We start from the raw sequence: 23,552 nt of genomic DNA, 5'->3' as shown, positions 1-23,552 counted from the left end.
ATCGTCTTCCATTAGAGGCGGTAACGTTACCGCATACGATGACTCGGGACGAAAACTGCCTGTAGCAATACACTAATAGACTGCCTAATTCAAACTTATCAAAGTGAGTAGAATACTCATTCATCAATTACGTGGCAGCCCTGAGGAGTAGCACGATATCAGCTTACACTTGACGATACGCTACAACTAACTGAGCCCTTCAGCACAACAATGGAATTTCGCCATAAAAGCAAAAGAAACTCGGCTCACTGCTCTGTATGAATTGGCGAAAAACCATTCCCAGCACAACTAAACAATATTAATTAAGCTCAGGCTAGATTCGCGTATAGCCATAAACTGTTTGTCACAGGAGTAGCGCGCTCGTAGCTCAGTATCTAAAAGCTGTTGAGGCATACATTCTGAAAACTTCAGTTCCTGGATGAATTTGGTATCCAACGGCACCTGTACTAACTCATCGCTACCCGCATCCATCAACCGTCTGATCCGATGCTTCAACCGAGTCGTATCGCCGACCTTGCTGAGCGATATCGCCAGGTTATCGGAACTGATCTTATCAGCCAGACCTCCCAGCGCATCGGCCATTGCAGCATTGAACACAGCACCCGCGAAGGTCCACCAGGTGGCGCTCCGCTCACCGTCGATGAGTACCACTGTCTGGCTTGGTTCAAGCCAGCCGAATTCTTCACGAAGCTGTTCGAGCAGCGCCTCTGCTCGTTTCGAATATCCCACAGGTTTATCTTGAGAAAGCAACTCTCCCTCGATTGCCTGGCAAAGGGCAAAGTGCATGGGCTGGCCTGAACCCAACCATTGTGAGCGACCCTTGAGCTCAGTAGGCTCCACGTAGGCTCGTCGCCTCGGCCAGTCGACGTAGGTAGTGGACCAGTTCCTGCCACCCAGGGTCAGCAAAGCCGGGCTGCCTTCCTCGCCCACGGCAAACGTTAGCTCGTGAACCTCACCCAGCTCCTGCTTGCCATGGAAGACCTTCACCATCGGTGGTGTCGTGAAGACCGAGACGAGCTCCATGAAGTGTTGGTAACCGAAAGTGCGCTCGCCACGCTCGCCAATGCTCAGTAAGCCGCTGTCACTATGCAGGATGCCGGTCTCCAGCATGTAGTAGAGCACAGCGTTGCGCTGTTTGGCGTCAATCAGCTTGAAACCAGGCATCTTGCTAATCCAGCGCTCGATATCTGCCTCGATGATGCCTTGTTCCTGCAAACACAGCGCCATGATCTGCTGAGCATAAATGTGCAGGGGCAACGCGGGTGGCTCAATGGGCTCCACAAAACCGGAACGCCAGAGGGAAAGCAGTCCCATGCTTCTGAGAAAGGCTTCTTCGGTAGTCGCAAGGAACAGGCAGTTCCGGGCCACATCGGCTCTGCGCCCGGTGCGGCCGATACGCTGCAGGAACGAACTGACGCTATAAGGCGCGTCGACCTGGATCACTCGGTCCAGGTCCCCTACATCAATGCCCAGTTCTAGGGTGCTGGTCGCCACGATGACGCAGTTCGAGCCCTCAGCAAAGGCACTTTCTGCTGCCTTGCGCTCCTCCAGGCTGAGACTGCTGTGCGAGACGAAGGTATTGACGCCTAAGCCACGCAGCTCCATGGCCAGCAGCTCCACCCGAGAACGGCTGTCCACGAATACCAGCCGCTTCTCACCCCGGTGCAAGCGAGAGATGACGATGGCGGCATTCTTGAGTGAGCCGACCCAGTCGAGCTGAACGTCTGACGATTTCGCTCCCTCGATCAACGGATTGATGACACTGCGTCTGGCTTGACAGCCCCCGGCCAACCAATCACACAGCGCTTCGGGGTTGCCGACCGTCGCAGAGAGGCCAAGCCGCTGGACTTCCTGGCCCGCCAGGCCCTGGATACGTTCAACGAGGGAAAGCAAATGCCAGCCTCGGTCATCGCCAGCGAAGGCATGAACCTCGTCCACGATGACACTACGTACTCCCCCAAGCAGCCAACGATGATCAATGCGAGACGATACCAGCATCGCCTCCAGCGACTCCGGCGTCGTCAGCAGGATATCGGGCGGATCGGCGATGATCTTGGCCTTGCGTGAGGCACTGACATCCCCATGCCAGAGAGCAACACGCCGGCCAAGTAGGCCGGCGTAATATTCCAGGCGTGGCAGTAGGTTGTTGAGCAGCGCCTTGATCGGACAGAGGTATAAGACACTGATCCCGCCCCACCCCTCCGAGAGCATGCGAGAGAGCACCGGGAAGCAAGCCGCCTCGGTTTTGCCCCCGGCTGTCGGGGCCAACAATATCGCATTCTCACCACGGAGCACCGGCTCAATGGTGGCTTCCTGTAAGGGCCGAAGCCGAGGCCAGCCCAGGCTATTGACGATATGGTGCTGAAGCGCCGGATGAAGTTGGTCGAAGGCGCTCATAGATCCAGCTCGATATCATCCGTCGATTCGGCCCCTCGCGCTGCACGCTCAACCAACGTCAGCTCGATATCAGAGATCGTCAGGGCGTAATGCTGGCGAGGGTCGAAGTCTTCAAACTGGTCGATGCGGTCGAGCACCTCCCCCACCAGCTTCTTGAGGAAGATGCGCGGAGCGATGCCGATCTTGCCACCCAGATCGCCGGTAACGGCCTGGGCCAGGTTCGCCACGTAGGTGTCATCGGCCTTGGCGCGAATGCGTTCCGGAACATCGCTATTGGCGGCATAGAGGTCACGCACCTTACAGCCGACCTCCTGAAGCAGCTCAGTATCGAAGCCCTTGAGGCGGATCTGCACGGCACGCGGGTTGTCGAAGCGTGCGTCGGTGGTGAAATCGACGGCCAGGCGCTGTGCCAGAGGCGGCAGGCGCTGAACCCCCATCGGCCCTTCGAAGAAGGCAGTGGTGCCGGTCATTACCAGATAGAGCCCCGGGAAGCGGCCGCTGTCGATCTCATCCATCAACTGACGCAGAGCGTTGAGGCTCTTGTCACGTACATCCCCGCGCATGCGTTGCAGTGTCTCGACCTCGTCGAGTACTAGGAGCAGGCCGGGGTGGCCGGAGTCCTTAAGTATCGTCAGGATGCCCTGCAGGAAGCTCAAGGCGCCGAAGTGATCGATATCGCCCTTGATGCGCGCATAGCGCTTCACGCTGGCAGCAATGTTGGGCTGGCCTGCCATCCACGCCAGCAGACCATCGGCGATCTCTTCGTTTCCCTCCAGCAGGGCTTGCCGGTAGGCACGCAGGGTCAGCGAAAAGGCGGGTGCCGAGCGAACCACCTCTCCCAACCGCTGCTCCATCAGCGTGTCGGTGGCCTGCACCAAGGCTTCCACATCATCCGGATCGATCGTCTGCTGCGACAGCACATCCTCTTCCAGTGTATAGAACCAGGACTCGATGATATTGCGGAAAGCGCCAGTGGGTGAGTCAGCCGTGGTCAGGCGCTCCATGAGTCGCCGATAAACGGTTTCCAGACGATGCAACGGGGTTTCCGTCTCGGAGACCTGGACTTCGGCACAGGCAAAGCCTAATCCATGGGCACGCTCGCGCAGCCAGCGGCTGACGAAGGTCTTGCCACTACCATATTCGCCGCGGATCGCTTTGAAGACGCCGCCGCCGCGTGTGACTTTGCCAAGCTCCTCGTCGAATGCCGGCGTCAAGTGGCCCAGACCCACCGCCAGGGCGTCCAGGCCATACTGGGGAACGGTGCCACGGCGCAGTGCGTCGATAATGTCCTGGCGGCGCTGGCGACTGATACTCACAAGAGGCTCCTTACAGCTCGAACTGTACCTTGAGCGATGCTTTGTCCAGCATCACGGTACGACTTTCCCGGTCAGTCTTCAGCAACGGATAACCATCCAGGTTGAGCAGCTTCTGGGCAGACGAAAGGAAGCCACGCAGGCGAATCCTCGGTATGGCCAGATGCTGCGCGATCTGAGTCTCCATGACGGTACCCTTGCCCTGTTCCAACAGCTCAAGAAGCTGACGCATCTGCTCGGCACTGACGGCTGATCGCCCTGCGCGCTGAAGCGACTGCTGGTAAATCGGTGAGGCCAGCAGGGCCTCGATCCATGAGTCAGGGTGCGTCTCCTCCATCTCATGGGTAGCGTCCTGCTCGACGCTAGGCGCCGAACTGTCGGGGGGCGTATCGCCGGCAAACAGGTCGGGAACTCTGTCGTCGGACACGGCCTTTTTTTTCTTCTTGCTGGCTGGCCTTGAAGGCGACATGCCAGCTTGGGGGCGCTCTTCGACAATGGTGCTTGCTGAACTGTCGGCTGCCCACCAATTAGGAAACCGGCGGGGCAGCTCTGTCCACCCTGATATCCTATCCGGGTCGCTGGCACTGATGTAGATCCCAAGGGGAATCACCGCCTCCTGAAGGCTGCCGCCGCCGTGGTAACCATGGTTGCGACCCTTGGTATAACGAAGCTTTTCCGACCAGGGAATGACCGCACGCTGAGATGCCGTCAACACGCGTGGTCCGCTTACCTCCACTTCCAGCTCCGAGGGGATCGCCCCCTCTTCGCGATAGCGCTCACCGTTATGGGTGTCTTCCTGGGTCTGGGCGTACTGGGAATGATGATCGAGCACGTGACCATGGTCACTGGTGACGATCACGGCTCGGCCGCCTTCTCGTGCCGCTTCCAGTACCTGGCGTAGCATGGGAATCGACTGCAGGCTCCACTTCACCACCACCTGGGAACTGCTGGAGAGCTGGTCATCAATGGCGTTGATCACTACCCCCACCACCTTGTACTCGGTGCCTGCAATCTGTGCCCGTGCACTAGCTGCAAGGCCTCCACTACCGGGTTGCTGAATGTCCTGCTTGTGCAACAGCAACGGGGGGAAGCGCGTCGACAGCAGCTGCCGCAGCGCCGTATGACCGGCAAAGGCCTGTTTCTCCTGAGTGGCGCTGCCTCGGCTCAGGGAGCCCGACAGCAACGAGCAGCGGCTGAACTCCGTCGCTGACGGCAGAGCCGATACCAGGCAGCGGGGCGGGGCTTCAGCCTTTTCACTGGTCTCGATCCAGCCATAGGCCACCAGGTCTTCCTGAAGCTCGCGGTATACCGCCTCGTTCATGCCATCCATCACTATTAGCAGTACGGGTTTCTTCGCCGCCACGATGGGCTTGACCACCTGATCTAGGGCTTGCTCTACCGGCACCAACGATTCGGCCAGCGTATCTCCGCGCGCAATGGCGCGGAGGTGGCGCCCGAAGTCGCGATTCTGCTGTTCTCGGCGCTGTGTCGCTAACTCCGAGAGAGTGGCATAGACGCGAGCCAGTGCCTCGTGGTCCTCTCCCGCCCATAACTGAGTGCGTGCCCAGTCGACGAAACTGCCATCACTTACGTAGTGGCTCAGCATCTGGTGGGCGGTCCCCGTCAAGGAAGGCGTCCCTTGTACCAGCCAGCGCAACAGGCGCAGGGCCATCTCAGCGCGCTGCATCTGGTCATGACGCTGGGTCTCATGCGTCAACCAGTGTGTCCGAAGGTTTTGCCAGGCCAGCTCGGCGGTATCTACGCGACGCTTCTCGCAGCCCTCTTCCAAGGCCTGGGCCAGAGTGCTCAGGCGCTGCATCAAACCACCCGGCAGCACCGGGGAGAGGCCTACCACCGGCATGAAATCAAGGCTGGCCAGAATCTGCTCCGCCTGGCTCAAGCTCTGGCTGATGGCCTTCTGCCCCTGCTCCCGGAGGAGGCTTCGCGTGGTCTCCAGCGCGCCCTTGCCGAACTCAGCCAGCACGTCGCTCCCGACCTTATACCCATTCAAGTAACGCTCGATGAACCGGCCGCGCCCCGAGTAGATGGACTGAGCTTCCAGATGACCGGAGGCCTCCAGCTCAGGGGCATACATCACGCTGCAGGCGAGGCCAACGGCCAGCAGATGGTGGGCGTGGCCCTCACGCAGCAGGTTCTCGATCAGCGACCCCGTGCGTGGCAACGCAGGCCTGAGCCATTCACCCAAGTGCTCACAAACATTCTCTGGCAGGGCCGCGATACGCCGTGCCGCATTCTCCTGCAATGACCAGCGAAACAGCGAGGGCAGCTCCAGGCTTGGGGCGGTGTAATCCAGATAGCCCCACGCCAACGCCTGCCAGGCGGTCTCCAGGTCCAGCACCTCACCAAAGACGATATGCCCCTGGAATCGGTCGAAGCCATCCAGCAAAGCCTCCGCCATCCAGCGCCCCTGATGCCGGGTCAGCCGTGGGTCGATGGTTTGCACATGGGCCAGCTGCTCCAACGTTCGCCACGGGCTGATCCGCTGCGGCTCGTTCTTCCACAGGCGAGCCAGAACATCCTTGCCCAGTTGGCTCTGGTCGAACGGCGACAGGATAACCAGCTTTTCTGGCCCGCGATGGGTCACCAAGACCTCGCGAATGGCCAATTCGGAAGGGCACCAGATCAGTCTTACATCCCGCGCGCCGATGCCACGGCTCTGCACCTCGGGCTGAAGGGGTTCACTCCACTTCAGAGCAATCCGGTCGGCCTCGGGATCACGCTGCAGAATCGCCTGAAGCTGGTTGTAGATCGCTCCTGGCATGCTATCGGCGTGACGGGTGGATCGCGTGGTCGGCATCAGGCATCGCGTCCTTCACGGGTCGTGATAGTAAAGTCCACATCCAGAATCTGGTCGTCGGCCAGTTCGGCTTCGAGTTCAGCAAATAGCTGCCGCGCCTGTTGGAGGGACAGTCCATGGCGCCGATCGCGACGCACCACACGGCTGGCCCCACCGGTACCAGTGCCAGTCTCCCCGCCGGTAGGCGGCGGTGGATCGACAGAGGGCGTAGGCGCAATCAGTGCCGTGGCATCGTTTTGTGCGCGATCCAACACCGGGCCAATCGGCTTGGCCAGCTCATCTGCCTTCAGTGCCTCGATGACCCGTTCTTTGATGGCCTGTGCCTCGGCATTGCCGCCCTTCCAGACCTTCTCCAGCAAGGCCCAGTTGTTGTGTTTGATTCGGCTGGCCACTTCCTGAGCGGTTTTTAGGCTGCGGCCCAATGCCTGATCGGAACTGGGCGGCTGGCTATCGGCCAGGTGCTGTACCAGTGCCGTGCCTTCCAACGAGCGCAGCTTATCCATCAGGCTGACGGCATATTCTGCGGTGGCCAGGCGCTGGCCTTGGTCCGCCACGCCGAGCTGTGAGAGCTGTCGACGAAGCGCCTCCGCCAGGTTTTCCGAACTGGATAGATAGGCTTCCGCCTCGTCCCGCACCTGCCTGACCAAGTCGTTCTGGTGGTTGGCGGTTCGCAGCGTGCTGCGCAGAGTCACCCCTAGGATGGCGCCGGCCTTCTCCAGGGCACGTGCCCACGCGCCGGGCTCCGCCAGTTCCTGCTTGCTGAGAACCAGATTATCCGGCAGGTCCTTGAGGCCAGGATCGTACTCCTGGCCATGCAGCTGGCAGGCGTAGTGGCCGTGCTCCATGAACACCAGTATAAGCAGGTTCTCTACTTCACTCGTCAGTCCCCGCGGTTCAGGATGGTCGATGGCATGGCGCAGTTGGGCAACGGTCAGCGACGTGGTGCCCTGGCCCATCTTGGCCAAGTTGGTGCGCAAACGATTGGGCCAGGTGTCCTGGAAGACGAAGTGGCGCTCGTGCATGGTGCCCAGCCCCAGCGGCTCGGCGATCTTCTCCATCAGGCCGCGCAGCGATCCCTCGATATCGATTCGCCCATTGGTGGCGTGTACCGCACGGCGCATCTCCGCCAGCACCTTGCCGAGATCGTTGATGCGGACTTCCGTCTTGAATTCGGGATGTTCGGGGAACTGGAAGCGTAGTGCCTGGTCGAGCAGCTGCTCGAAAGCCTGGCCGAGATTCATTCCGTGGGGCAGGCGCGGCTTGAAGCTGGGTTCCAGCGACATCACCTGCTCGTCAATGGTCACGGAGTCATCCAGGGTACCCGGAATGGCGCTGCTGCCGCCGTAGGCTCCCAGCAGGCAATCCTTCAAGCGCTGCTGTAGCTGACTACGCTGATTCTCCAACAGGGTGCGCGCCTGGGCGCGATCCACCGGGGTGAGGTGCTTGCTGAAGGAGCTGAAACGGTCATCGCTCTTCAGCACATAGTCAAGTCGCACCAGAATACCGAGGTCACGCTGGGCCGACTGGCTCAGGAAGTAGGGAAGCCAGCACAGCGTACACGTCGTATTGCCGGTATCGAGATACTCCTGAACGCGTGCCCGGTCATCCGCCGGCGAATGGTTACCGGTATCGAACGGGAAGTCGACGATCAGTTTCCAGTCGTCGCCGTTGGCCTCGAAAATATTGAAGTCGTCGATCTCGCGGATGTTCTGGAACAGCACATCGACATGTCGCCAGGTACCGCGCCATAGCCAGCGATGTTCGATGAACAGCTGGCCATCGTCGTGGATGCCGAAGGCCTCGAAAACGAGGTCCTTGATCATCTTGCTGCGTGAACCGGGATTATCGTGGATCTGGGCCTGCTCAAGGATGCTCTCGGTGTCGACTCCCGAGATCTGCACAGCGATGGTCGGATTGCTGCTGTCCTCACTGATCTTGATCTCGCCGACCTGGCCGGCCCAGCGGCGGCAGCGACCCATCACTGCCGAGGCCTCGCGCCCCGGAATAGGCGACTTGATGGTGCCGTGGTTGAGGGCGGCCAGTTTGTGGGAGGTCAGCTGCTTGAAGCTCTCAACCTCCGGCACCAGGGCGGCCAGCAGCAGGGTCTTGAGCAGACGCAGGTCGTTGTTGAAGGCTCTGGCCTTGGTATCGTTAGTTGACTGCTCTTTGGCCTCCGCCAGGGTAATGCCATGCTCGGCTTCCAGCAGAGGAATCAGCTTGCGCTCGAACAGCTGCTTGGCGTTCTCGAAGTGGGCGCGCATCTGCTCCGAGAAGGGCTCGGCCTCGGAGGCAATAACATCGTAGAGGTCACCGACCGGAATCACGCCACCCAGCTCCAGGGTGTCGCGCTGCTCCACCAGCAGCATCAGCATCACCTTCAGCGCCGTACGTTCACGCTGCAGCGCCGAGGAAAGTGCGACCAGAGCCTGGATCAGCGCCGGGCTGAAGGGGTAGAGGGCGCGGAACATCTCCCGGTCGCCCTGGGTGGTCAGCAGGATGTTGTGCACGTCCTCGCGCAGGCCCTTGTCGATGGCGTCGAAGGACTGCTGGATCTGCTGACGCGCGGCCTCGTCCTTGGGCTTGAGCAGGCGTCGCTGTGCGATGACCGGCAGGTTGCGGTCTTCCAGGGTGATGGTGTGGAAGCGTCCCTCCCAGTACTTTAGAGAATCGCTCAGTGCGACCTGGTTCGCCCCCACCGTCTGGTCACCGACGAACTCGCGAAGGTCACGCTGGCGAGCGATGAAGCTGGCCATGGGCAGTGCCCGCGGCTCGCTAGGCTCCACCAGTTTGACCACTTTCTGGATGTTGTTGGCGATGAACTGGTGATCGGAGATATGGCTGGCCAGCCACAGTATCAGCTCATCGAGGAACAGCACCACGGCGTCATAGCCCAGCGACTTGGCGTGCTGGGTCATGATGCGCAGGCCTTCGTCGAAATCGACGTAGCCGACCTTCTCGCCCGACTTCAGCTCATCGCTGGAGGCGTTGGCCAGGTCGCTCATCGACTGGAAGAAGGTGCCCACCAGCGCCGAGACTAGGGCGGTGTGGTCCTCCATGCTCGCGCGGCCTTCTAGCACCGCCTCGAAGCTCTGCGGCGTCCAGCGCTCGTCGCCCACTTCTCCCCAGCCGTCATCTTCCGCCGGAGCGGCGCCCTCCTGGTTGAGGATCTCGAAGAACTTGTCATCCCCCAGCGTACTACGCATCCCCTCGGCATCACGGAACAGACGGTCGCTCAAGTAGAAGCCCGGCTGGGGGGCTTCCGGATGGCGCTTCTTGATGTAGCGCACATAGCCACCTAGGATGCCCGCCTCGATGCTGGGCGCGCCGATCATGTGGTAGGGCACCAACAAGATGTTGTGCTGCTGCAGCCATTCATCGTGCTTGCTGACTGCCGGCGCCAGTTCCTGAATGGCCCGGGCCTCCGGATTGCCCTGCAACAGCAGGTGCAGCACCGCCATGAAATGTGACTTACCACTACCGAAACTGCCGTGCAGGTAGGCGCCTTTCTGACGGTTCTGGCTGCCCACCACCGTGCTCTTGATAAAGCTCAGCGCATCCTCGAAGGCCTTGGCCAGCTGGGGGGTCACCACGTACTGCGCCAGGGTCTGATGAATGGCGTCGCCTTCCAGCCCGTGAGAGAGGTTGAGCACGAAATCACCGCGCTGCACCTTCTCGGGAATCTCGATCAGCTCTTTGATCAATGTCATCGGTATTCTTTCCTTCCCTGTCAGGCGCTGGTGGCGGTCTTGCGACGGCGGCCACGGCGAGCCACCGAGGGCTGCCAGGCCAGTAGGTCATCACGGGTGAGCTCGAGCTCCCGCAACTCCTCGAACAGGAAGTTTTCGTAGAATTCGCCCATGCGCTCGCCGAACTCTGGGTTCAGCTCATTGTGCCATTGCTTCAACCAAGGGATCAGCTCCTCCAGAGCCACCAGCATGGGCATCAGCTTGTCAGGCTCCCAGCCGTCCTGCTCCTTGCGTTCCATGTACCAGCCGGCGATGGCCTGGGCACGCTGCAGATGATCGAGGCCAGCCCAGCCGATCACCCGGGTACTGTCGCCGGGCTTCTCGCAGCCGGGCAGGCTGAAGAAGCGCTCCTTGGGCACGTCAAGCTTGCCGCGCAGCGGCCAATAACTGCTCTTGCGGAAGTCGGTGGATGCATACTTGGGGGGCACCGGGATGGCGCCTACCTCGGCGGCTTTTTTGGCCTCGGCCTGCTTCCTGGCCGCCTCATAGCCCTTCACCTTCTCGGCGTCCTCGGCATCTTCGGGGCTGAGCGGCTCGGCCACGCCGAACTCAGCGTCGATAGCATCTTCCTGGCGCTGCTTGTCCCAGGTCTCCTGCCAGGCACGGAACTTCTTGATCGCCGTGGGCTTGAGCCGTGCCGGGGCCATCTGTGGTACCTCGTCGATGGTGATCAGCTCGGTAACCAGCTGCTGGGCGTCAAATAGCGGATTGTCGGTGTAGAGCTCGGCGACCTGCTGAAACTTATCATCGTGGCGCACGCGGTCAGCCAGCTGAGCGCCAGTCAGTAGCTCGGAGTCGTTGTTTTTGGCAGCAGTCTCCAGACAGACCAACAGCCAATTTTTACAAGAATTTTTAAGCTCATCTGAACGGGAAGAATGATTAAATAAACCTTGGCGTCCAATCCAACGACGCTTGTAATTAGAGTCTTCAACAATGCTTATTGTGCTATTATCACGGATTGCCTGCATACGCTGATGCCATTTTTTCTGCATAGCTTCAGGCCAATCGCTTGGCACACTGTTCGGCACATCGAATCCGTCTTGATTAAAACCGGAAATAATTTCAAAAGGCCGCTGACCTGGCGCTATTCCCTGCTTCATCCAGCCATCAATATCAGCCAACAGTGAGGAGTCACAGATACCATAAGCATGGTAGACTCTCCAGTCAATTTCCTCCTGGATCAGCACCAGCCGGCTACGCAAAGCAGTGCGTTTCTTCAGGATTTCTTTTAATGCATTTTTAGGTGAATTGCCGGTACCAAGTGCCTCATTCAGCACCTTCTCAGCAGAAAGCCCATGAAGCATTGAGGAAATCTCATCCGCTTCTCTAGCCAAGCCTAGCAAGTTATTTTTAAAACCCTGATCATTAAAAACATCTGGCAATGGTAACTTTTTCAGCTGTGTTCCCGAAAATTGATAGGGCACCTTCGCTTTTGAATCAACACGGACCCCATCTCCACCAGTCATTTGTTTTTGATGACTTACTTGCTTCATCCAAAAACATATAGTAGAGCTATTCAACAACCCGAGAAGAAACAGGTAATCATTCTCCGACGTCCCATCAGGAAGCTGAATCATTGGCGCAGTCTGTTTAAATATTTTCCCCCCTCGGTCAAAAACAAAATGATTATGGCTAGCTACCTCAGCAAAAGCTAAAGAAAGGGCGCGACGGTTCCTTTCCACAGGAATCTGATGATACTCGGCGAATCCCCTGCCAGCTTCTTTGAAACTCTTTTTCCCAAAAGTATCGCGTTTCCAAAGATGAGTTCGTAATAGCCATAAGTACCTAAGCGACTCCTCACTTGGATTAAAACATATTTTTTTATCATAAGGAAAAATAGCTATTTCATCTGAGCCAACATCCCAGTCTCTAATAGCTTCACCTTCAATTACATATCTGCTTTGCTGAGGAAAGCCTGCTGAAAAAGCTTTCTCTTTCGGCAAACTAAATGCTTCGTCATCTCCAAGTATAACACCGAAACCTATCAGGTCTACTATTTTAGATAGTGTCTCTTTATTACCTTCCAGATATGCTCTTACATCCCCTGCTCCCCCACCTACTAGACTCCAAGGGTGCACCTTATAAAGCTCACGATCTTGATCGACTGAACTACCAAAAGAATCTTCCTCACCTGGGCGCTCTAATAAACCTAAAATAGAGCGCCAAACTTTACCATAAGCGGCGTTTTTTGGTGTACTCGGCTCTCCCCGGATACCTAAAACTGCGCGCACCTTATCATGCTTGGGGAGTCTATTACGCGCAAATAGTATAACCGTAGGTGTGCCATGCCCCGGGATATAAGCCCCCGAAGTGTCAATTACATGAGTAAGGTCTTTACTTGGCAGGTACTCTTCAATCAGCTTTTTTCCAAATTCCCTTTTCATAAAACTGTTAGAAGTAATCATACCTACATAACCTGCCGCCTGGTTATCCTCACCAAGATGTGTCAAGTCAAAGAAACGCTCAGTGAAAGGCGCACCAAGCGAATACTTGCGGTGGCAAGTTGGATATAGGGTGCGATAAGCTGCGTTAAGCGCTTTATCCTTTACGGTGATATATGGTGGGTTACCCACCACAACGTGATAGCGCTGCCCTAAGATGGCGTTGAGTTTAGACAAATCCTCCGACTCAAAAACGTGACGAAGCGAATCATCAAAAGCATCTTTTTGAAGCCCCTCTCCTCCAGACTCATGGCGCTTGCCATGCAGCAGGGAGTCGCCCACCGCCAAGTGGAAGTCGAAATCCGGGGCGTTGCGGATCTTATCCGAGCCCGCCGCCCTCAGAGCCGCGATCAGCAGGCGAAACTTGGCCACGGCGATGGCGTAGGGGTTGATGTCCACCCCGTGCACCACATCCAGCGCCCTTTGAGCTAGGTGACGAGCATTGGTGGCCGGCTCGCGGCGTAGCCAGGCGTTAAACACCCGCTCGAAGGTGGTGAGCAGAAAGTGGCCGCTGCCGCAGGTCGGATCGATCAGCCGCAGCCCCTCCAGGCCGAAGGTCTCGATGGCCGGGGTCAAGGTATAGTCGAGGATAAACTCCTCGACGAACTCCGGCGTTTGCAGCAGCGCATAGCGCTTACGCACAGACTCCGAAAGGTCCTGATAAAGGTCCCCTAGGAAGCGGGTATCCCACTCGGGATCGGTGAAGTCGTGGATCAGCTCGCCCGTCTCAGGATCGATGCGCTGAAAGAAGTCCACCAGGCGCTTGGCGCCGTCGTCGGAGACCGGAATCTGCCACAGCGGGTTATGCCGCGGGTCGAGCAAGGCATCGATCACCGGGTACTGGTCAAGCTCGCGGAACAATGCCAGCAGGTATTCGCGCTCGCCGTGGGCCGGGTGCTCGTTGAAGTGGTGGGTAATGCGCTCCTTGGCATGGGCCAGGGGGCTGCTGGCATCTTCGCGCTCTGCAGGGCCGGAGAGCACCGGCTCATCCAGCAGGTCGTTATCCTCCAGGAAGCGCACGAACACACAGGTCAGCACCCAAGCTGCGGCGGCCTGGGTGATTTGTGCCTCCCGCCAGGCAACGAAGTGCTCGGCCGTGCGGCCGGCCTCCACGGCCTTGTCGTATTCCCCCTTTAGGTGCCGTCCTAGCTCGGCGTGTCTTTCGCTGTACTGAAGAATATCCGCTTCGATCTTGGGTAGCTCAGCCTTCAGGTCGCTCAGCAGATGCTCGCGATCAATCATCATTATCCCTTGCGTATTAATTGTATTTACGGTGCTCAGCGCGTCATCAGCAGATGCCGGATGGCCGTCTCGAACGGCTGGCCGGCTATCCTTTGGTTTCTAGAGCACTGGCCTGGTGAGTGGTCACGCCACACTGGCCATGGTGTCGTTCTCCAGCCAGACGCTGGGAATCCGTGCCCATTCGCGCGTGCCAGCTCCTCGCGGCACTGTCACGCCATCGATCGTAGCACCATCCTGCTGGGCGTCGGCAGCGATCAAAAGCAGCAACGCGTGGGACGTTGTCCCATCGCCAGTGGAGATCACCAGATGCTGACGCAACTCATTGAGCCAGGTGGTGACCAGCTCATAACGGGCCATCAGGCCGGGCTCCGTGAGCAGCACCGGTTGGCCAGCCTCGCGAATCTCTTCCGCCATCGCTGGCAGCACTCTAGCAACCAGGCGCTGCAGGTTTTGCCAATCTCGACTGGTGTGCTCGGCGGCGTCGGCCTTTAGCACCACCGACCAGTCCGGGGGGCGTGACATGCCAGCGCATAGCCTGTGCAGATGGCGCAGCAGCAGCTCATCGAAGCTGATCAGCATCAACGAGTAGTTGGCACGCAACTTGGCCTTGGCCTGCTCCCACTGGCGGGGACGTACGGTCAGCGCCAGGAAGCGGGCGCTGTCGAGAGCATTGCGAATCGACTGCTCAAGCGATTGAACATCCTGGAGAGTGGTGCCTTGCCCTTCGTCTCCGCTGCTGGAATGGCTCTGGGTCAGGCTACGACCACCGCTGGTCGATAGACTGGCGAGCGGCAGGCAGTAGGCGCCTCGCTTCTTATTGGCAAGCTCGAAGTCGCCATCCCACTTAAAGCCCATGTCCAAGCTGTGCACCAGATCATCCAGCTTAGGCCTGGGTGGCAAAGCTTCGGCCATGGGATAGCGGCCCTGTACACGCTCTTGTACCTCTCTCACGGTGAGCGCCTTGCTGCCCAGTAGCGCCCCCTGAGCCAGTTCCAAGGCCCGCTGGGCCTTCATCCCGATGGGGTAAAATTCGGCACGGCTAGAAAGAGCGGCGCGCTGTGACGTCGCGGCGGCCAGGCGCAGCAGGCGGGCATTACTCAGGCCTAGCGAGGCTTCCGGCGCGGGTACGCTGCGGATCTTTTCCAAGGTTCGACTGGGGGAGAGCAGGGCCTCCTGCGCCACGCATTCATCAGCCAGTTGGCCCAGCGCCTCTGCATAGTCGGCAAGCTCCTCGCCTCGCCCTTGAATGTTATCTGCTAGCACTAGGCGATGCCCGATGCGGCGAATGATCCAGCGCGGCTCCTGCTTAGCCAATTCGGTGTCCACGGCGGCGCGTGCCACGGCCTGGGCCCAGCGTTCACGCAGCGGGCTCTCCTGCAGCGAGCCGCGGCGCAACAGCAAAGCTTCCGACACTTCGAGTGCGGTGATCACGCCGCCGTTATCAGCCAGGATCTCAGCTATCTCGTCCCTGGCCTCGGTGATCGCCTTGTTCTTGCTCCACAGGGTAATCACTTTGTCCTGGAAGGAGCGTACCTCGGTCGTGTCGAGCCCAGTATGGGCGCTGATGCTAAGCATCGTGGGCCAGTGGACTGAATGGCTATCGCTGGGCTTATCATTATCCAGCCGCCCCAGATACTCGTTCAGAAACTGTTGACGCTGCGGGTCCGCACGCCGGGCAGGCATCACCATGCCGAACAGGCGGTCAATGCTGGCATGCTCATCATCGCCCTGAGCTCGCTCACGTGCCTGCTGCTCGGTCTGCAGACGCTCCTGCAAGACGCCAATGGCCTCGGAGAGCTCGGCACGGGTGTGGCTGCCCACGCCGACCCAGACGCGAACTTTGCTGCGGCTGAGGCCTACCAGGTCGGCCACGGTATTGATGCCGCGGCGGGTCAGTGCATCCAGCGCCGCAGGACGCAGCGGCAGCAGACCGATCTGAGTATCGAGCGAGGCCTCGTCGAAAGTACAGGTGCCTGTGTTCTGCTGCTGTGGCTGCAGGCTCGGCTTCTGGGCGTTCATAAACACCCGTCGCCACTCCTTGAGCATCTCCTCGGCATTGGCAAAGCGCTTGCGTACATCGCGGATCAGCGCCTTATCGAAGAAGGCCGTCAACCGGTCGCGGATATGCGGATCAAACATGTTGCTGTCGATTTGCAGCTGGCCCTCGATAAGGGCAGGTAAACCGGTATCACCGGCCCAGCCCGGCAGGCTACCGGCGGCCATCTCGTACAGGGTCAGCGCAGCGGCGAAGCGTTCGGCGTAATCGTCCCAGCGGCGGCGGCCCGGATCGCGGATGAAAGGATCCATGTAGGCCAGGGTGCCAGCGGTGATGTTGTCGGCTCCCGCATGGGAGAGAGAAAAATCGAACATCACCAGGTGAAGCTGGCTACCGCCCAGCTTGATCAGTCCCAGATTCTCCGGCTTGATGTCACGATGGAAAATGGCGTGATCTTCCAGGTGTAATAAAGCGCCCAATAGATCTTCACCGAAGCGCTCCAGCATACCTAGGGGCACAGCGCCTTCGCGCCGCAACCGTTGGGCTAACGTGCCCTGCTCGGCAAAGTCGATCAGCAGACCGACGTGGCCTCCCAAATCCACACTGTCGTGATAGCCCACAATAGCTTGGTGACGCAGACTCGCCAGGGTATGTGCTTCCTGCTGAAGGCGGGCATTGTGATCCGGCGTCACGGCCAGCTTGAGCACGCGCTGCTGACCGTGGTGATCAACCAGAAATACTACCGAGGATGCTCCCTTACCCAACCGTTTGATGACTCGCATGCCATCTGTCAGCAGTTGCGACGGCTGAGCCTCGGTCGGCGCCGTAGGTATTTCTCCCTCGGTGCGTGAGAGAACTTGCTCAAGTCTCTCCAGCTCCTCCAGAAATTCATCCACCGAATCGATGCGGCTGCTGACATCGGGATGGGTAGCATACTGGACCAGGGCCTGCATCTCGTGGCTGGCACCGTTTAGGGCATCGGTGACCTGTAGCCCCTTGCCGTTACTAAGCTTGTCTTGAAGCTCAAGATCACTCTCGGCTGGCTTATTGCCGGTAAACAGGTGATAGGCAATGGCCCCAAGTGAGAAGACGTCCATCTGCACACCGTCTGCCCCGCCCTGGTGCGCCTCAAGCGCCACATAGGGCCCCGCCTCTTCTCGCACGAGATAGGTGAGGTGGCTCAGCACACTCAGCTGCTGGGTATCGCTCTCGAAGATTCGACTGGCAGTGGACCAGTTGGCGATCTTGCAGCGCAGTCCCCCATCGGGGAGTTGCTTGACGTAGATGTTCTGGGGGCTGAGCGCGCGGTGATAGAGCCGCTGGCCGTGGGCGTACTTTACCGCCTCGGCAATCTGCCGGACCAAGTCGATGGCTTGCAGTGTATCCAGCCGGCGAATATTGTTGCGCAGCAGCAGGTCGAGGCGGAACGCCTCCGGGTCGTGCTCGTAGACCAGTGCTGGACCATGGTCGTGTTGCAATAGGTCCAATGCCTTGAGAATTCCTGGATGTTCCAGACCTTCCAGTATGCGAAATTCCAGCTCAGCGGCCTTCTGCAACCGTCGTGCCTCCTCCGGCGGGCGGTGCTGAGTCAGATAGATGCGAACCTTGCGAGCCATTCCCACGTCAAGGTGGCGGGCTAACCACTCCTGGTAATAGTCAGACTCGTCAAGCAGTTCGGTCAGTTCGTATTGCCCGACGCGACGTAACCGCTTCGACTCTTTGATGCCGGCTTCTTCCATCGCGCGCGCGAGCAGTTTGGCCACAGGGCGCGACATGATCCGGTGAGGCGGATCCTCGTGCATCTCGATCAGACTTCCCAACACATCGTCACGCGTGCAGACGTTGATCCGCGCGGGACCTTCCAGCCGTGTGATCAGGTTCTCCGACGAGAGGAACACCAGGGAAGTGATAAAAGGGATGCGATCCTTACTTTTGCGGCTGGAGGGCTGCCCCCCTAACAGAGAGGCCAATTTCTTGGCCTTGCGATCCGCGAGCAGGCGAGGGTTATCGAAGGATTGCCGACGACCATTGCGCTTGATCTGCACCCAGGTACTGGCATCTCCGCTCAGTTCGCCGCTGTGCGACTTCACCTCCACCAGGAAACAACCCTTCGGAGTGAGCAGTAGCAGGTCGACCTCGTTTATGGAGCCATCCTGGGCGATGAACTCGAAGTTGGACCACGCACGGTAGGGGTCATGGTCGGGCAGCGCCTCGCGCAAAAACTCAAGTGCTTCGCGCTCCCAGGCATAGTCCGACGGCGTAATCTGTTTCCAGTGATTGGCCATGCTCATGACTCGGCCCTTCTGCCTGTCTGCTCCGCACCGGCGCTCGCCAGCGTTCCCGTTTGCTGGCGAATCCAGTGATCAATGTCCTGTAAACGGAAGCGCCAAGTGTTGGCTACCTTGAAAGCCGGAAGCTCACCTTTAGAGGCCAGTCGGTAGACAGTCCGCTCATGGACCTTGAGGTAGCCGGCTACCTCCTTGATAGTCATGATTTGCTCGGTCATCTCCGCCTAGCCTGTCAAAAGAGTACAATGCGGGCCAGTATAGTCAGGAGGGCTGGAGCCGAACAAGACTTTACAAAGACGCATTCTCTTAGGAAGGGAGCCTCGAGCAATGTGTGAGGCAGGACATCATTTCAAGGATCCGTGAGGAAACATGGCGCAGGAGAAGATCAAATTTGACGTCCCCGATAGTCCGTTTCCTTTCATCCCGCCTATAGCGGAACTCCTAAGTTGGCTTGGTGGGCCCACGGGGCTGCATACGCCGATCTACTGGCTGCATCAGGATCTAAGACTTAATAAGCCTGATCTGAAAACCCTTAGGAAAGCTTGCCAGGAAGGCGTGACGCCACGCATTGCCGAGATGATCGAGGCAAATATCCATCAAGGCGCAAGGGAAAAGGGGTTCATAGAGCTACTGGAAGAGGCCGTCCCAACAGAACCTGTCGTCAAGGCCACCAACGGTACGAAATGGTTGCGAGCGGCGCGAGGCTTACTTGAAGGCGCCAATCGCCATCAGCCAACTAAGCTGGAATTACCTCGAACCTTCGCCTTTCTGGAGCAGCGGAGCGTGGCGGAAGGTCAAATGATGCTGGCATTTCATCGTGCCAATAACACGAATGTTTCTCAGGTAGAGAGACTTGCTCGGATACAGACTGCCTTCTGCGAAACTTGCCGGCATCACACTCTCCTCGCCCCACAAGAGATTCAGATCTACTCCAATGTCGTAGTCGACGCTAACCGTTCAGGGCAATCCAAATCACTTGAGCTGGTAGCCGACGCGCTCAAGCTGACGTTCAGCCTGCGGACGGATTTCTACCATCAGCTTCTGGCCAGCTTCATGGCTGACATGCTGCCGCTTCGAGAAACGCTGCAGCTATCAGCTGATTTGGATGATGCTCTGGTGGTACATGGCGCTATGGGGCAGCTGACGCCAAAGTTGAAGCAGGGAAAATTGGTCACACCTACATATCAGCTTTACGAGCTCTGGCGTGGCTCGTTTTCGGCGCCCAACGAACGGCCATTATCTTACCGCGCCATGGCACTTCACCTGCCCCGCCCCGAGGGCTCACGAACGCGAGTCAATGAGAATGCCTGCCTGCAAGATATTCTGGACGCCGCGGATGAAACTCGCCGCAGACAATTGAAGGAATGGAGGTCCGGGACAGTACCCCAGGCTGACCATCTCACCAAGTTCTTGGAGTCACTGACCGGAGAGGTCTATGGCGCCTTTCTGCCATTTATCATAACGCGCGCAGCTACGGCTTGGACCCAATGGATCGAGTATGAACGTGTACATCTAGACTCATTGGTGAAGAAAGTACCCGCACTTGACGACTATATAAACTTCGAATGGATCTTGGCGAAGTTCTCCCAATATCCAGAGTACTGGCAACACGCCATGGCCCAGGCGGCCAAGGGCCAGCCTGAGCCATAGTAGTCACCGATTACTTCTTCCCACGATTACTTGCAGCATTGCGCGCACCCGCGCTGGTTGCTCTTGAGCTGAAGGAGCCCTTGGATACTGCGCCCCCGTTCGATTTGGCAGAGTGGCTCTGGATACGTGAGGCAGCAGCCGGGGTCATGGGTGTCTTGCCTTTTGTCATGGTCATCATCTCCGTTGGTTAGCCGGCCAGTAGTGCAATGGCATACTTCGCTACTGATGGTAATGAGATGATCGCGCCCAACCTAAGCCAGCGGGAGGGGAGTCGAGATGGGAATTTCTGTAAGCTGCCCGTTAGTCAGCCATGAACCGCCATAGCTTCAAAGGTCTCTTCAAGCAGGTCGCCTCCAGCATCCGACCAAGGCGAGCCGACGTGCTCTAGGTTCCATAATCCACTACCTGCAATGGCTGCCCTTGGGCTTGAGAGACCTAGCCATCGCGGATGAATCGCCGGCTTACCTCCATTCAGACCAGATAATAGGGTAATCAGATAGCGTTCAAGCCGAGCGCGCTGGTTGCCGGCCTCGGACTCTCCGGATACCTCGAGCCAAGCCAGGTGCAGCTCTCCTAGATAGGCGCTGACTCGCTGCTCATGGGCTTTCTCTTTTTCTAGTGCGGCCAAATCCGCTTTCAATTCGACTGGCCGCGAACTGCCACGTCCCCACCAAGGCAGCTCATGACAATCACGAGCCTGTAGGGCCGTCCCAATGTGCAAGCGGAAGACAGACCCTCGATGGTTCCCGCTCCCGGCTTGAGCCCCCTTATGGGCCCTCAGTCGCTGCCAAAGCGTAGATCGTGAGCCTGCTGCAACACCATGAGTTCCTACCCGCACGATTCGGCCCGGCACGGCCGGATGTACAGGTTGCTCGTGGGGATCGATGAATAGATAGAGCCCTGCACGAGGAAGTGCCGATTGGCCGCTATAGTGGGCAAGCGGCAACCCCTGCCCCTCCTGAGTGAGCAACCTCGCCAACTGCTCGTGAAAATGGTGATGGGCCTGATCGCGCGTCATACTGATCTTCCCACTTGATCCCGTAGCCAGCTGAGTTGATGACCGAAACGCTTGCCTGCCAAAGGCACTTCCACGGTGTGACCTCTCGCTGCTAACCAGGGCATCAGGTTTTCTCGATAGCGCTCGCCTGCCAGCATCAAAATCGACGCGTCAGAAGGAATTGCTTCGCTCAGTGAGTGGCAAACACGAGCGGCCCAGGCGCGTCGATCAGCGATGGGCATACGATTCAGAGTCCGCTCGTAGGGCGCGATGACAGTCTCTGGCGCTAGAAGACCGTGTTCGGCAGAAAGAACGTACCAACAATCGGCCTGCCGACGAGCGTAAGCTCGCAAACTGCGGAACAGGTTGGAGGTATAAAGCTCCCCAGCCGGAGCTGGAACAGACTGTTTGGTCTTTACGCATGAGACAAGAGCAATCTTCAAAGGAGGCTCCTTACCATTGGACAACGTCCGTAACCCGGCCTTTGGATCTTATTTGCATTCAACTCTTAAAGGCCATTTATTCTAAAAGGTTCGGCCACATTATTTTCACTTGCCCCGTCCGAGACCAATAAAAGGCATGGATTTTCTCATACTCGCCTTCTGTTATAGCAACTGCCCCTCCACTGCTTTGCCTTCTTCTATCCGCAAAAGCATCCTGCGATCCGATTGATCGAAAAAATGTTGGTACAGCTGCTGCGCAACCGTAGGGCCTTCTTTCAAAGAGTGAGTCAAAGCTTCAAGTTTGGCTGCATAACGCTGTTTCTGGTCTTCTTGTGCAGAGGAAAGAAATGAATGGCTCATCGACATTTGAGCGCTGAAAATCTGTTGGTTTCGGGATGCGGCCCCAGGCAGATCGGCTAGGCCATCGATAATTCGACATGCTTCGGTTCGATAACGAGATAGCGGGTTGGCTATATAGAGTAGAGCGTAGCTGACGACACGTAGCTGCACGACTTGAAGATAAGCGGTCGTCCACTCCTGTTGCTTCGCGAGACTCTCCTCAAGCTTTAGACGTGAGCTCTTGGCAGTCAGGATTTTACCTTGCTCTATTTTTCTAGCGAGCTCTTCTTCTCTTGAGATTCTATCTTTAAAATGGCGTTCCAATTCGTATAAATCAATAAGCCGCTGTTCCAAGTGATTCTGAGCAGCCCCATCGATACCCTCGATAGGATAGTGATCCAGAAGGCTCTGAATATACTGGATCATACCTTCTAGCTTATATCGTCGCTCATTGTCGAAATCTGCCTGCAAGGCATCAATCTGTCGAATGATTTTTGTCAGCTTTTCATTGATGTCATGTAGGTGCTTCTGTGCCACTGCAGTAGATACGACATTCCATATAGCTCCGCTAACCAGAACATTTTGTAAAGCCTCCGGCTTGCTCAGGGTCGCATGTTCCTTAAAGCGCCCTCCATGAGTGATAAAAGCTCGCGCTCCTTCCTGACTTTTGGCTTCAGTCAAAGAGCTAAATGGCAAACTGCATAGCACATAATTACCCCGCTGCTGTTCTGCCATCGCTGCCAGCCCCGGAATATTGGATAACAGCGGATTCAGCATACTGATTTGCTCATCCGACAAATCACTACCTGACACTTCGGGCTCACGGTCGAACAGGCTGATTTTCATGAGGGGCCCGCCGTTGTCGTCGGTTAGCTCCAGACTATTGATCGCGGCGGCGTCTGCAGTCGAGAGCGAACTTTGAGACGGCACCATTTTCGTTGGTTTCTCAGCATCCTGTTGCTGCCGCAGGCTTATCCATCCCATTTGCGCCACAAAGGGTATGGTTACTCGATAGGCTTCAGAGAGCACACTATTGACAGCGAGACCTGCGCCGATCAGTGCTCCCGCTGGGTTCAACCGCATGCCGACCGCAGCTGCTAGCGTTTTGGTCTTGCTGTTAAAAACCTTCGAGGTAAATCCGCGCGCTTTGTCGCTGATGTCACGGGGAATGAAGAACGCTCCAGACAGCACTCGAGTGCTGGTGCTTTTTTCCAGACACTCGGCCGGGCTCAAATCCCGCCATTCATCGCCAAATAGGGCTAGCGCAATCTCGCGCTCCTTCTGCTCACTGGTTTTGCCCTCATTATCCGTACCATTCAACTTTTTGAAGACGTCCCCAACGATCTCGTCATAGATGGCTGTGGGGCGTTTTAGGATTCGACGTGTGACGTTCGCGATGGAGTGGCCGCCAAACGCCTGAGCTTCGAAAGCGATCAAACTGAGTACACTGTCATCGTATCGGCCGGGTTCGGGGTTCTGCCTCGCGAAGACCAATGCTCTTTTATATTCAGCAGCCAGACTGGTGCGCCCCTTGCCCGAATTAGTGATCACATCGACCAATACATCGATTTCCTCGGGGAGGGCTTTTTGCAGCCGTTCGAGTAACACCTCATCGCACGGCCATTGCTTCTGGCTCATCTCTGACTCCCAGGTTGGATCTCAGTGGGCGGCAAAGGACCTCGGAGAAGTTAAGGGTCTCGCCGTTTTACGCTAGGTATATCGGCAGATGGTTAACTATCTTCAATAATGAGACCCTCACGTTGAGACTGCTCGGCTGTGCCAGAGGGGGGTTGGAAAATTCGTCGTTTTGTCTCCTTGAGCGAACGAGCAAAGGGTGGATCCGTTCCCAAACGCTTCTGATCGGTTAAGGGCTGGCCTTCCT

Annotated in this window: 10 protein-coding genes; 1 reads left to right on the top strand and 9 read right to left on the bottom strand. The window is 57.8% G+C overall.

Annotated elements, in window-relative coordinates:
* Positions 1-288 precede the first annotated feature (288 nt).
* The 7 genes from AAGT95_RS06605 to mads1 form a co-directional block, all read right to left on the bottom strand.
* Positions 289-2,397, bottom strand: coding sequence for a DEAD/DEAH box helicase (locus tag AAGT95_RS06605; protein WP_342595963.1), 2,109 nt, complete (start codon positions 2,395-2,397; stop codon positions 289-291).
* Entirely contained in the window at positions 2,394-3,713 is a 1,320-nt protein-coding gene (gene brxD, locus AAGT95_RS06600; RefSeq protein ID WP_342595962.1) for a BREX system ATP-binding protein BrxD, read from the bottom strand. The genes AAGT95_RS06605 and brxD overlap by 4 nt, the downstream gene beginning before the upstream one ends.
* Before the next feature lie 10 nt (positions 3,714-3,723).
* Positions 3,724-6,528 (bottom strand): BREX-2 system phosphatase PglZ, encoded by a 2,805-nt coding sequence (gene pglZ / locus AAGT95_RS06595; protein WP_342595961.1) that lies wholly within the window; start codon positions 6,526-6,528, stop codon positions 3,724-3,726.
* On the bottom strand, positions 6,528-10,235 hold the full coding sequence (locus AAGT95_RS06590) for a phage resistance protein (RefSeq protein WP_342595960.1): 3,708 nt from the start codon (positions 10,233-10,235) through the stop codon (positions 6,528-6,530). The genes pglZ and AAGT95_RS06590 overlap by 1 nt, the downstream gene beginning before the upstream one ends.
* Before the next feature lie 20 nt (positions 10,236-10,255).
* Positions 10,256-13,960 carry a BREX-2 system adenine-specific DNA-methyltransferase PglX gene (gene pglX, locus AAGT95_RS06585; RefSeq protein WP_342595959.1) on the bottom strand — a complete coding sequence of 1,235 codons (3,705 nt, stop codon included), beginning with the start codon at positions 13,958-13,960 and terminating at the stop codon, positions 10,256-10,258.
* Positions 13,961-14,080: 120 nt separating this feature from the next.
* A complete protein-coding gene (gene pglW, locus AAGT95_RS06580) occupies positions 14,081-18,244 on the bottom strand; it encodes a BREX system serine/threonine kinase PglW (protein WP_342595958.1) in 4,164 nt (1,387 codons plus the stop codon).
* Positions 18,241-18,459 carry a methylation-associated defense system helix-turn-helix domain-containing protein MAD1 gene (gene mads1, locus AAGT95_RS06575; protein ID WP_342595957.1) on the bottom strand — a complete coding sequence of 73 codons (219 nt, stop codon included), beginning with the start codon at positions 18,457-18,459 and terminating at the stop codon, positions 18,241-18,243. Before mads1 ends, pglW begins: the two co-directional genes overlap by 4 nt.
* Positions 18,460-18,610: 151 nt before the next feature.
* Here mads1 and AAGT95_RS06570 point away from each other — a divergent pair, with 151 nt between their 5' ends.
* The gene (locus AAGT95_RS06570; RefSeq protein WP_342595956.1) at positions 18,611-19,891 is read left to right on the top strand and encodes a hypothetical protein; all 1,281 of its coding nucleotides are present in this window, start codon (positions 18,611-18,613) and stop codon (positions 19,889-19,891) included.
* 1,014 nt (positions 19,892-20,905) lie between these two features.
* Here AAGT95_RS06570 and AAGT95_RS21640 read toward each other — a convergent pair.
* Together AAGT95_RS21640 and AAGT95_RS06565 are read right to left on the bottom strand one after the other, a co-directional pair.
* Positions 20,906-21,331 (bottom strand): DUF6884 domain-containing protein, encoded by a 426-nt coding sequence (locus tag AAGT95_RS21640; RefSeq protein WP_425356048.1) that lies wholly within the window; start codon positions 21,329-21,331, stop codon positions 20,906-20,908.
* A gap of 162 nt (positions 21,332-21,493) precedes the next feature.
* Entirely contained in the window at positions 21,494-23,308 is a 1,815-nt protein-coding gene (locus AAGT95_RS06565; protein ID WP_342595955.1) for a hypothetical protein, read from the bottom strand.
* Between the last annotated feature and the right edge of the window lie 244 nt (positions 23,309-23,552).

The sequence above is a fragment of the Salinicola lusitanus genome (assembly GCF_038648475.1).
GTDB classification, from domain to species: Bacteria; Pseudomonadota; Gammaproteobacteria; order Pseudomonadales; family Halomonadaceae; genus Salinicola; species Salinicola lusitanus.
The sequence above is the reverse complement of the archived record's forward strand: the minus strand, read 5'-3'. Positions and strand labels throughout refer to the sequence as shown.